The following is a 10,769-nucleotide window of genomic DNA, read 5'->3' on the forward strand; positions in this document are numbered from 1 at the left end:
GCGTCGCACCGTGGCGCGATCCCGGAGGGAAACACGTATGGGAACGGACACGTCGACCGACGACTCGCTGCTCGTCGACTTCGAGGAGGAGAGCCCGCGGCGCCGTCGCCGCGGGTGGATCGTCGCCCTCGTCGTCCTCGTCCTGCTGCTCGCCGCCTACGCCGGCGCGGCCTGGTACCTCGGTGACCGCGTCCCGCGGGGCGCCACGGTCGCGGGCGTCGACATCGGCGGTCTCACCGCGCAGGAGGCGACCGAGCGGCTCGACGAGGAGCTGGCCGACACCGCCACCGAGCCCGTCCCGGTGTCCCTCGCCGAGAACGAGACGACCCTCGACCCGGCCGCCGCCGGCCTGGAGCTGGACGCCGCCGCCACCGTCGACCGTCTGTCGGGCCTGTCCTTCGACCCGCGCAGCGTCGTAGCCCACCTCTTCGGCACCGAGGACCACGACCCGGTCGTCCGGGTGGACGAGGCGGCCCTGCGCGCCGAGGTCGAGCGCGTCGCCGAGACCCTGAACGTCGCGCCCGTCGACGGCGCCATCGCGCTCACCGACGGCGAGGCACAGGTGACCGAGCCGGTGGCCGGCACGTCCGTCGACGTCGACGCCGCCGTCGAGCTCGTCGCCGACACCTGGATCACCGGGGAGCGCCCGCTCGAGCTGCCGGGCGAGGAGGTCACGCCAGCCGTCACCGCCGAGGCCGTCGAGACGGCGACGGACGAGGTCGCGCGCCCGCTCACCCGCTCGCCGGTGGCCGTCGACATCGACGGACGGCTCGTCGAGCTCACCCCTGCGCACCTCACCGCCGTGTCCACCCTCGAGCCCACCACGGACGGCGCCCTCGAGCTCCGGCTCGACGGCGAGGCGCTCGTCGACCTCGTCCTCGAGCTCGACCCCGAGGTGCGCACCGAGGCACGCGACGCCCGCATCGTCCTCGAGGACGGGCGCCCCACCATCGTGCCCGGGGCGACCGGCATGGACGTCGACGAGGAGGTCCTCGTCGAGACCGTCGCCGCGGCCGCCGTCTCCGACTCCGACCGCACCGCCCAGGCGCGCCTCGTCGAGGTCGCCCCGGAGTTCACGGTCGCCGACGCCGAGGCCCTGCGGGTCACCGAGGTGGTCTCGGAGTTCTCCACGCCTTTCCACAACGACGCCCAGCGCACGCGCAACCTCGTCGTCGGAGCGGAGAAGATCTCCAACACCCTCGTCAAGCCCGGGGAGACCTTCAGCCTCATCGACGCGCTCGGGCCGATCACCGCCGAGCGGGGCTTCGTGTCCTCCGGCGTCGTCGTCGACGGCCTCGAGACGAGCGGGATGGGCGGCGGCCTCTCCCAGGTCTCGACCACGGTCTTCAACGCCGCCTTCTTCGCGGGCATGCAGCTCGACCAGTTCCAGACGCACTCCCACCACTACCCGCGCTACCCCGAGGGCCGCGAGGCCACGCTCTTCACCCCGAGCGTCGACCTGCGCTGGACCAACACGACGCCCTACGGCGCACTCGTCCAGTCCTGGGTCTCGGGCGGGGAGTTCCACGTCCGGCTGTGGGGCACCGAGCACTTCGAGGTCACGACGAGCACGAGCGAGCGCTTCAACTTCACCCAGCCCTCGACCGTCTACAACTCCGCGCCCGGCTGCGTGCCGCACAACTCGCCCGAGCGGGGCTTCAGCGTCACGGTGTCGCGCACCGTCTCGCACGACGGCGCCGAGGTCGACAGCAACTCGTGGACCACGCGCTACATCCCGTGGGACCGCGTCGTGTGCGGCTCCGCGCCCTAGTCGCGCCGGGGCGCGCGCCGCGGCGGGGGCGGCGGCACCGGCTTGCCGATGACCGCGTCCGCCGCGGCCACCCGCACCGGGCCGCGGCGCGTGTGGACGACGGCGGCGTCGTCGTCGGCCGCGACGAGGTCACCGAGCGCGTCGGAGAACCCGCCCTCGGCGCGCCGGTAGCGGATGACCACGCGCGTGCCCACCGGCCAGTCCGCCCACAGAGGTCTCACCCGGCCATTGTCCCCTGCCAGTCCAGCGGGCGGGACGCGCGCTGCGAGGCGGCCTCGCCACGACTGTGCGCCCGGTGCGTCCACTGTGCGCCCCGTCGACCGGGCGCACGGTGGACGAGAGGCAGCACAGTGCGGAGTGGGGGTGGGCCCTGCCCGTCCAGCGGGCGGGACACGCTGCGGGGCCGGGCGGATGAGGGATACTGGGAGCGCATCGACAGGCGGCGGCACACGCCGCAGAGGGAGGGAACCCGTGACCTACGTCATCGCGCAGCCCTGCGTGGACGTCAAGGACCTGGCATGTGTCGACGAGTGCCCCGTGGACTGCATCTACGAGGGCAAGCGCATGCTCTACATCCACCCCGACGAGTGCGTCGACTGCGGCGCCTGCGAACCCGTGTGCCCGGTCGAGGCGATCTACTACGAGGACGACACCCCCGAGCAGTGGTCGGCCTTCTACGGCGCCAACGTCAACTTCTTCGACGACATCGGCTCGCCCGGCGGTGCGGCCAAGATGGGCCTCATCGACAGGGACCACCCGCTGGTGGCCGCCCTCCCGCCGCAGGCCTGAGGGTGGCGCTGTTCGGCGACGCGCTGCCGAGCTTCCCCTGGGACAGCCTTGCCGGCGCCCGGGACCGGGCGTGGGCGCACCCCGGCGGGATCGTCGACCTCTCGGTCGGCACGCCCGTGGACCCCACGCCGCAGGTTGTCCGGGACGCGCTCGTCGCCGCGGCGGACTCGCCCGGCTACCCGACGACGCACGGCACCGACCGCCTGCGTGAGTCGGTGGTCGGCTGGTTCGCGCGCCGCCGCGGCGTGCCCGGGCTCAGCCCCGAGCAGGTGCTGCCGACCATCGGCTCCAAGGAGCTCGTCGCCCTGCTGCCCGCCATGCTCGGGCTGGGGGCCGGCGACGTCGTCGTCCACCCGCAGATCGCCTACCCCACGTACGACGTCGGCGCGCGCCTGGCTGGTGCCGAGCCCTTCCCGGCGGACTCGACCACCGCCGTCGGGCCCGGGCCGGTGCGGCTCGTGTGGCTCAACTCCCCGTCCAACCCGACCGGCCGTGTGCTCGGGGTCGAGCACCTGCGCAAGGTGGTCGAGTGGGCGCGGACCCGGGGAGCCGTCGTCGCGAGCGACGAGTGCTACGCCGAGCTGGGCTGGGCGGAGCCGTGGGCGTCCGAGGGCGTGCCGAGCCTCCTTGACCCACGCGTGTGCGGCGACAGCCACGAGGGCCTGCTCGTCCTGTACTCGGCGAGCAAGCAGTCCAACCTCGCGGGCTACCGCGCGGCCTTCGCCGCCGGTGACCCCGCCCTCGTCGGCCGGCTCCTCGAGCTGCGCAAGCACGCCGGCATGATGATGCCGGCCCCCGTCCAGGCCGCCCTCGCCGCCGCGCTGGACGACGACGAGCACGTCGCCGTCCAGCGTGAGCGCTACCGGGCCCGGCGTGAGGTGCTCCTCGCCGCGTGCGCGGCCGCAGGGCTGGTCGTCGCCCCCGAGAGCGAGGCGGGACTCTACCTGTGGGCCACCACCGCAGGGGAGGCCGACTGCCGCGCCATCGTCGCCGCGCTGGCCGAGCGCGGCATCCTCGCCGCGCCCGGGGAGTTCTACGGCCCCGCAGGTGCCCGGCACGTGCGCATCGCGCTCACCGCGAGCGACGAGCGGGTCGCCGCGGCAGCCGAGCGGCTCTCGACGGGGCCGCTGCTGCCCTGAGACGGGGTGTCGCGCGTCACGTCGTGACGGACAAGTCGGGCGGCTCCCCGGTTCCGGTGCGGCGGGTGGCATGGCTTACCCTTCATGGAGGAACCACCCAACACGACCGTGCGGACCGATGAGGCCTCCGCCTCCGACGGTGCGGACGGTGCCGGGGCCACGAGCACCCGGCGTACCGATCCTTGAGGAGGCAGTACATGTCCGAGGCCACCCCCACCCCGGCAACGTTCGAGGTCGACGGAACGCGACTGGAGTTCGACCGGGTTCCGGCGGCCGAGGGCAACGACGGGGTGAAGATCTCCTCGCTGCTCAAGGAGACCGGCCTCGTCACGCTCGACCCCGGCTTCATGAACACCGCGTCCACGACGTCGGCGATCACCTACATCGACGGTGACGCCGGCATCCTGCGCTACCGCGGCTACCCGATCGACCAGCTCGCCAAGGGCTCCTCCTTCCTCGAGGTGGCCTACCTCCTCATCAAGGGCGAGCTGCCGACGGCGGACGAGCTCGAGTCGTTCACGGCGCGCATCCACAAGCACCGTCTCCTCCACGAGGACTTCAAGGCCTTCTTCACCGCCTTCCCGGCCAACGGGCACCCGATGGCGATCCTCCAGTCCGGCGTCTCCGCGCTGGCCACGTACTACCAGCACACCCTCGACCCGCGCGACGAGGAGCAGGTCGAGCTCGCCACCGTGCTGCTCATGGCCAAGGTGCCGACGATGATCGCCTACATCGCCAAGCGCGCCCTGGGCCTGCCGCTGCTCTACCCTGACGCCTCGAAGTCCTACGTCGAGGACTTCTACCGGCTCACCTTCCACCTGCCCTACCAGGACCACGACGTCGACCCGGCGCTCACCAAGGCGCTGGACATGCTCCTCATCCTCCACGCCGACCACGAGCAGAACTGCTCGACGTCGACCGTGCGCATGGTGGGCTCCTCGAACGCCAACATCTACTCCGCGGTCTCGGCCGGTGTCGGCGCCCTGTCCGGCCCGCTCCACGGCGGCGCGAACGAGTCCGTCCTCGAGATGCTCACCACGATCCAGGCCTCCGGCGGCGACGCCTCGGAGTTCATGCGCAAGGTGAAGAACAAGGAGGACGGCGTCCGGCTCATGGGCTTCGGCCACCGGGTCTACAAGAACTACGACCCGCGCGCGGCCATCGTCAAGGACGCCGCCCACGAGGTGCTCGGCAAGCTCGGCAAGTCCGACGAGCTGCTCGACATCGCCATGGGCCTGGAGGAGATCGCCCTCAACGACGACTACTTCATCGAGCGCAAGCTCTACCCGAACGTCGACTTCTACACCGGCCTCATCTACAAGGCCATGGGCTTCCCGACCCAGATGTTCACCCCGCTCTTCGCGATGGGCCGCATGCCCGGGTGGATCGCCCAGTACCGCGAGATGATCGCCGACCCCACGACGAAGATCGGGCGCCCGCGCCAGGTCTACACCGGTGAGACCGAGCGGGAGTACCCCGCCGGCCGCTGACGCCACGCACGACGCCGCCCCGGCGGCCCGGTCCCCTCGCGGACGGGCTGCCGGGGCGCCGTCGTCAGGACTCGAGGGAGAGGTCGACCAGCCCGAGCTGGGACGCCCGGATGAGGGTCTGCACCCGGTCACGCACCCCGAGCTTGCTCATGATCTGGGTCATGTGCGCCTTGACCGAGGCCTCGGAGAAGTGGATGCGCTCGGCGATCTCCGCGTTGTTGAGGCCGCGGGCGAGGAGCTGGAGCACCTCGCGCTCCCGCACGGTGAGGCTCCCGAGCACCGACTCGTCGACGTGGGCGGACGTGCTCTCCCGGACGCTGCGGACGAGCGCCAGCGCGATCGACGGCGCGAGCACCGCCTCCCCGGCGTGGACCTTGCGGATCGCGGCGGTGATGTCCGCCGGGCCCATGTCCTTGACGAGGTAGCCTGCCGCCCCCGCCTTGAGCGCGGCGACGACGTGCTCCTGGCCGCTGAAGGTCGTCATCGCGATGACGGGGACCTCCGGGTGCTCCCGGCTGAGCACCTCCATCGCCTCGACACCGTCGACGACCGGCATCTCCAGGTCCATGAGGACGACGTCGGGGCGGTGCGACTCGACCATGGCGATGCCGACCTTGCCGTTGGGGGCGACCCCCGCGCACACCATGCCCTCGGCGCTGTTGACGAAGACGGCCAACGCCTCGGACATGAGCGGCTGGTCGTCGACGATCAGCACCCGGATGTGCTCCATGTCGGGCAGTCTAGGGCGAGCCGCGCGCCCGCCCGCTAGACGAAGGTCAAGGCGGGCGTAGCGGACCGTCGAGGGCTCTGCGCAGCGCCCCGCTGAGACAGTTGCCGCGACCAACGTCGGTCCACCGAAGGAGCTCTCATGAAGACTGCAGTCTCCGCCCTCGTCGCCGTCCTCCTCGTCGCAGGCCCGTCCGCCGCTGCGGCGGACGCCCCGGCCGACCCCACCGGCAGCTCGATCGCCGTCGCCGGGGAGAGCCGGGGCACCAACGGGTTCTTCCACGACCTCATGTGCGTGGTTCTCAAGAAGCGCTGCTGAGTCGCCCCGTCCCGGCCCGCCGGCCGGTAGCCTCGGGCTGTGGACGGGGGGTACCGGCCGCCGCCGGCCGGCAGCCGGCGCGCGGGCCTGTGGACGAGTGCGCCGCTCGCCTCCTGGGCGCGCGTCCTCGTCGTCGTCGCCGCTGCCGTCGTCGGCACCCTCGACGTCGCCGACGTCCTTGCTGACGGCGAGGGCCCGCTCGACGCGGTCGTCGTCGTCGCCGTCTACCTCGCGCTGGCACTCGTCGCCTACCGCGTCCCGGTCGGTGCGGCCGCCGTCATGGTCGTCATGCTCGTCAGCGCCACGACCGAGCTGTGGCTGCCGACCGGCATCATCGGTCTCGCGCTCAGCGGGGTGGTCGTCGGCAAGGCGACGCCCCGCTTCGCCGCCGGCTACGTCACCGCCTCGCTCCTGTGGCTCGTCCTCGTCCTCCTCGCCCACGAGAACTCCCGGGCCGTCGCCTTCGTCCCGGTGGCCGTCCTCGTCGCCTCGGTGAGCGTCGGGGCGGCGTACGCCGCGCTCTCCCAGCGCAGCGCCGCCGCCGCGGACCGGATCTCGGGCTTCGAGGAGGAGCGCGCCCGCTCGCTCGCGGAGGAGCGGGACCGCATCGCCCGGGAGCTCCACGACATCGTCGCGCACCACGTGACGATGGCGTCGATGCACGCGGACGTCGTCTCGATGTCGGAGGACGCCCAGCAGCGGGACAGGTCCCTGCGCGTCATCGCCGAGTCCACCCGCCAGGCCCTCACCGAGCTGCGGTGGATGCTGCGCGTGCTGCAGACGCCCGAGGAGCTCGCCGGGCCGGGGGAGAAGTCGCTGCGCCTGGAGGCGACGGTGGCGGCGGTGCGCGAGCACCTCCACGCCCTCGGGCTGCGCACGGAGGTCGACTACGACCCCGCCGTCCTCGAGGGCCTGCCGCTGGAGGTCGACGTCGCCCTGGGACGGATCCTCCAGGAGGCGGCGACCAACGTCGTCAAGCACGCCGACCCCCGTCAGCCGGTCGCGCTGCGCGCGACCCGGGAGGCCGGCCGGCTGTGCCTGGAGCTGCGCAACGCGGTCGGTGCCGCGTCGGACCTGCCCTCCTCCGGGCTCGGGCTGGGCAACATGAGCGCGCGCGCAGGGGAGCACGGCGGGACGGTCACCGGGTCCCGCGAGGGCGACACGTGGGTGCTGCGCTGCGTCGTCCCCGTCGCCTGACTCTCTCGACGAAGGTCGGGGTCGGAAGTCGCCGATCCGGTATCGCGCCGGGTAGGGCGCCCTCCCTAGCGTCGGTTCCACGGACAACACCGTCCGGAACCACACGAAGGAGTGCGCACATGAAGACTTCAGCGATCGGCACGGACGCCGTCCGTGCCGCCGGCGTCGCGGGGGCGGTCACGCTGCTCGCCGTCGCGATCCTCCTGCTGACCCCGGCCCTGGGCACCAGCAGCCTCCTCGGGGCGGCGGAGCTCGCCCCTGACCTCAAGGTCCACCTCGGCATCAGCGGCGCCGCCGCCGTCGGCATCTGGAACGCCTTCAACAGCCCGTGGGCCATGGCGCTGTCGCTGGCGCTGGTCCCCCTCGGCTTCGGGGCGTGGGCCGTGACCATCCGTCTCACCTTCGCCGCGCTCGTCCGGCAGCTCGGCAAGACGGCGGCCCGCAAGGCCGCCCTGACCTTCTGAGGCGCTGACATGAGGAACGCGTGGGTGCTGTGGCGGATGGACGTCCTCCGTCGTCAGCGTGCCTGGACCGTCCGGGTCCCCGGGCTGCTGCCCACGCGCAGGCACGTCGTCGCGCTGGTGGTCACGCTCGCCGTGGCCGTCACCGTGGCGACGTGCCTGGTCCTCGTGGGCCTCCTGCCCGCAGCGGGGGAGGGCCGGGACCGGCTGCTCGAGGGCGGTGCCGCCCTCCTGCTCGTGCTCGCGCTGCTCCGGGTGCTCACCGGCCTGAGCCCGGCCGGCGCGGTGACCGCCTACGAGCAGGCCGACCTCCGGCTGGTCTCCCGGACCCCGCTGCGCGGCGCCGACCTCTACCTCGGCAGGGTCTGGCTCACCCAGCTCGTCCCGCAGACCGTCGGTCTCCTCCTCCTCGGGCTCGCCGTCGCCATCGCCGCTCTCGTCACCGGCACGCCGGGACAGGCCCTCGTGCCCCTCGCGGGCGCCGGGCTGCTGTACGTCGCGGCGTCCGGCCTCGCCATGACGCTGTCCTGCCTTCTGTTCACCCTCGTCCTGCGGCTCCCGCCCGTCCTCGTCGGGCCGGGACTCTTCGGGCTGGGGCTGCTCGTGCCGGTGGTGCTCACCGCGCTCGCCGTCACCGTCGCGCCGGTGCTCCTCACGGCGGGGCGGGAGGGCGGGGACCTCACGTCCTGGCCCGGTGCCCTCCTCTCCGACCCGCGCGTCGAGTCGGTCCTGGCCGTGCTCCGCACCTCCGAGGGGCTCGCGCTGTGCGGCGGCGCGACCGCGCTGGCGCTCGCCGCGGGCCTCGCTGCCGCCCACCTCGCGCTGCCCACGAACCTTCACCGGGTACGCAGCCGGCTGTCCGGTGGGCACCGGTGGCGCACCACCCGACCCTTCCCGCTCACGCCGGCGCGGGCGACGGCGGACAAGGACCTGCGTCTCCTGCTGCGCCGTGGCCTGCCCGCCTGGCAGCTCCTCGACGACGTCCTCACCCTCCTGCCCGTGCTCGTCGGGGTCGGCCTCGCCGGGCAGGTCGTGGCCGCCACCTCCGCGGACCCCTTCCTCGGCCATCTCGCCACCCTCGCCAACGCCGGGCTCGTCGTCGTCATCCTCGGCATGGCCTCCGAGGCGCTGACCCCGCTCCTCACCTCCGACGCCGACGGCCCCACGCTGCGCCTGCTGCGCTGGCACCCGGCCGCCTACCGCGGCTACCTCGCCGCGAAGTCCGCCGTCGCCGCCACCATCCTCGCCGTCGTCGGCCTCGCCTGCGCCGGGCTCGTCCACGTCGTCGCGCCATGGCCCGGGGCGGCGCTCGGTGCCATGGCGGTGGTCGCCATCGTCGCGGCCGTGGGGGAGGCCGTCTGCGTCGTCGTCGGCTCCGCGCACCGTCCGGCACTCTTCCGCAAGGACCTGGGCATCGCCGACCTGGAGCCCTCCGTGCGGCTGGCGAGCGGGGTCGTCACCGCGGTCGTCGTCGCCACCACCACCCCGCTCGTCGTGCTCGCCTCGGTGTGGACCGGGGCGGTGCCCGTCGCCGTCACGGTGCTCGCGGTGCTCGCCGCGGTCCCCGCCGCCCACGCCACCGCCGGCCGACTGGCCCCGGCGGTCCACCGCAACCTCGTGAAGGGAGACACCCGTGCGACTGCAGCACGCCGACGCGCCGCCACCGGGGTCTGACCCGGTGCTCGCCCACCTCGCCGGAGCGGGGGTCGAGATCGGCGACTCCCGCATCCTCCAGGACGTCGACCTCACCGTCGTGACCGGGGACGTCGTCCTCGTCAGCGGCCCCAACGGTGCCGGGAAGTCCACCCTGCTCCGGCTCCTCGCCGGTGAGGTGACGGCGTCCCACGGCACCGTCACCACCCGCGAGGGGCTGCGCGCCGCGCTGCTCGGTGACGCGCCGGTGCTCTACGACGTCCTCACGGTCGCCGAGCACGTCGAGTTCTTCGCCCGCTTCTGGCAGCGCCGCGTCGACGCCGCCGCGCTGCTCGCGCAGCTGCGGCTGGACCACGTGGCCCGCTCCTTCGGCCGTGACCTCTCCCTCGGGGAGCGTCAGCGGCTCTCCCTCGCCCTGCTCACCGTCGGTGAGCCCGAGCTCGTCCTCATGGACGAGCCGTTCAACGGGCTCGACGGCGACACCGCCGAGCTGCTGCGCGGGCTCATCACCACCTGGGCCGAGAGTGGCGGGGCCGTCGTCGTCGTCGCCCACACGGTGGGGGACATGCGCGGGGTGGCGCGCCGCCGCGTCGTCGTCGAGCGGGGCACCGTCACCGCCGACGGGCCCGCCGAGCTGCCCGACGCCGTCGGGCCGGCCGGGCGGGTGAGGTGGTGAGCGTGCTGGCGCCGACGCGAGCGGCCACCGGGCTGCGCGAGACGGCTCCCCGGCGGCGCGAGACCGCGCTGGGCGTGACGGCCGCCGTCGTCGTCCTCCTCCCGCTCCTCGTCGCCGGGGCGGTCGGGCACCAGGTCGAGCAGGTCGCCCCCGGCGGGACCGACCTCGGCGGCCTCGACGTCCTGCGCCACAACCTGCGCCTCGGGCTGGCGATCGGCGTCCTCGGCTGGCTGACGCTCGGGGTCGGCGCCGCCGGCGTCGCGGCCGTCGGCTCGGTGGCCTCCGGCTACGTCCTCGGCGCCCACGTCGCCGACCTCGGCTGGGGCGGCACCCTCGCCCTCGTCCCGCACCTCCTGCCGGAGCTGCTCGCCTTCGTCGCCTTCACCGGCGCCGGCCTCCACGGCGCGGTGTGGGTGTGGTCCTACGTCCGCGGGACCGCCCCTGCCCGCGCCCTCACCCGCGCCGTCCTCGCCGCCACGGCGTGGACCGCCGCCGGAACCGTCCTGCTCGTCGCCGCCGCGGCGCTCGAGTCGACCGTCATCTGACCA

12 protein-coding genes are annotated in these 10,769 nt (G+C 73.7%); 10 read left to right on the forward strand and 2 right to left on the reverse strand.

The features are described 5' to 3' along the window. Positions 1-37: 37 nt before the first annotated feature. The gene (locus ACWPXV_RS07360; protein ID WP_454084628.1) at positions 38-1,771 is read left to right on the forward strand and encodes a VanW family protein; all 1,734 of its coding nucleotides are present in this window, start codon (positions 38-40) and stop codon (positions 1,769-1,771) included. Here ACWPXV_RS07360 and ACWPXV_RS07365 read toward each other — a convergent pair. Beyond that, the gene (locus tag ACWPXV_RS07365) at positions 1,768-1,992 is read right to left on the reverse strand and encodes a putative acetyltransferase (protein ID WP_454084629.1); all 225 of its coding nucleotides are present in this window, start codon (positions 1,990-1,992) and stop codon (positions 1,768-1,770) included. The two genes, ACWPXV_RS07360 and ACWPXV_RS07365, sit on opposite strands and share 4 nt — an antisense overlap. Positions 1,993-2,242: 250 nt before the next feature. Between ACWPXV_RS07365 and fdxA the strand changes: the two genes are divergently transcribed. From fdxA to ACWPXV_RS07380, 3 genes are all read left to right on the forward strand, one after another. Next, the gene (gene fdxA, locus ACWPXV_RS07370; protein WP_251839721.1) at positions 2,243-2,560 is read left to right on the forward strand and encodes a ferredoxin; all 318 of its coding nucleotides are present in this window, start codon (positions 2,243-2,245) and stop codon (positions 2,558-2,560) included. Between the two features lie 2 nt (positions 2,561-2,562). Beyond that, a complete protein-coding gene (dapC, locus tag ACWPXV_RS07375) occupies positions 2,563-3,699 on the forward strand; it encodes a succinyldiaminopimelate transaminase (protein WP_454084630.1) in 1,137 nt (378 codons plus the stop codon). A 197-nt stretch (positions 3,700-3,896) separates the two neighbouring features. Continuing rightward, the gene (locus ACWPXV_RS07380; RefSeq protein WP_454084631.1) at positions 3,897-5,189 is read left to right on the forward strand and encodes a citrate synthase; all 1,293 of its coding nucleotides are present in this window, start codon (positions 3,897-3,899) and stop codon (positions 5,187-5,189) included. 64 nt (positions 5,190-5,253) lie between these two features. Here the strand turns inward: ACWPXV_RS07380 and ACWPXV_RS07385 are convergent, their stop codons facing one another. Beyond that, a complete protein-coding gene (locus ACWPXV_RS07385) occupies positions 5,254-5,919 on the reverse strand; it encodes a response regulator (protein WP_454084632.1) in 666 nt (221 codons plus the stop codon). A gap of 138 nt (positions 5,920-6,057) precedes the next feature. Between ACWPXV_RS07385 and ACWPXV_RS07390 the strand changes: the two genes are divergently transcribed. The 6 genes from ACWPXV_RS07390 to ACWPXV_RS07415 all read left to right on the forward strand — a co-directional run bounded on the left by ACWPXV_RS07390 (position 6,058) and on the right by ACWPXV_RS07415 (position 10,766). Then, positions 6,058-6,234: a hypothetical protein gene (locus ACWPXV_RS07390; protein WP_454084633.1), complete on the forward strand. Its 177-nt coding sequence runs from the start codon at positions 6,058-6,060 to the stop codon at positions 6,232-6,234. Positions 6,235-6,273: 39 nt separating this feature from the next. After that, the gene (locus ACWPXV_RS07395; RefSeq protein WP_454084634.1) at positions 6,274-7,431 is read left to right on the forward strand and encodes a sensor histidine kinase; all 1,158 of its coding nucleotides are present in this window, start codon (positions 6,274-6,276) and stop codon (positions 7,429-7,431) included. A 119-nt stretch (positions 7,432-7,550) separates the two neighbouring features. Beyond that, positions 7,551-7,895, forward strand: coding sequence for a hypothetical protein (locus ACWPXV_RS07400; RefSeq protein ID WP_454084635.1), 345 nt, complete (start codon positions 7,551-7,553; stop codon positions 7,893-7,895). 9 nt (positions 7,896-7,904) lie between these two features. Further along, entirely contained in the window at positions 7,905-9,566 is a 1,662-nt protein-coding gene (locus tag ACWPXV_RS07405) for a hypothetical protein (RefSeq protein ID WP_454084636.1), read from the forward strand. Then, positions 9,526-10,221, forward strand: a complete 696-nt coding sequence (locus ACWPXV_RS07410) for an ABC transporter ATP-binding protein (RefSeq protein WP_454084637.1) — start codon at positions 9,526-9,528, stop codon at positions 10,219-10,221. Before ACWPXV_RS07405 ends, ACWPXV_RS07410 begins: the two co-directional genes overlap by 41 nt. A 2-nt stretch (positions 10,222-10,223) precedes the next feature. Then, positions 10,224-10,766, forward strand: coding sequence for a hypothetical protein (locus tag ACWPXV_RS07415; protein ID WP_454084638.1), 543 nt, complete (start codon positions 10,224-10,226; stop codon positions 10,764-10,766). The last annotated feature ends 3 nt before the right edge of the window (positions 10,767-10,769 follow it).

Source organism: Georgenia sp. Marseille-Q6866, assembly GCF_965111665.1.

Bases quoted from the DNA above. Each gene is read 5' to 3' on its own strand.
- ACWPXV_RS07360 (WP_454084628.1), top strand. From the start codon at position 38: ATGGGAACGGACACGTCGACCGACGACTCGCTGCTCGTCGACTTCGAG.
- ACWPXV_RS07380 (WP_454084631.1), top strand. From the start codon at position 3,897: ATGTCCGAGGCCACCCCCACCCCGGCAACGTTCGAGGTCGACGGAACG.
- ACWPXV_RS07385 (WP_454084632.1), bottom strand. From the start codon at position 5,919: ATGGAGCACATCCGGGTGCTGATCGTCGACGACCAGCCGCTCATGTCC.
- ACWPXV_RS07390 (WP_454084633.1), top strand. From the start codon at position 6,058: ATGAAGACTGCAGTCTCCGCCCTCGTCGCCGTCCTCCTCGTCGCAGGC.
- ACWPXV_RS07400 (WP_454084635.1), top strand. From the start codon at position 7,551: ATGAAGACTTCAGCGATCGGCACGGACGCCGTCCGTGCCGCCGGCGTC.
- ACWPXV_RS07405 (WP_454084636.1), top strand. From the start codon at position 7,905: ATGAGGAACGCGTGGGTGCTGTGGCGGATGGACGTCCTCCGTCGTCAG.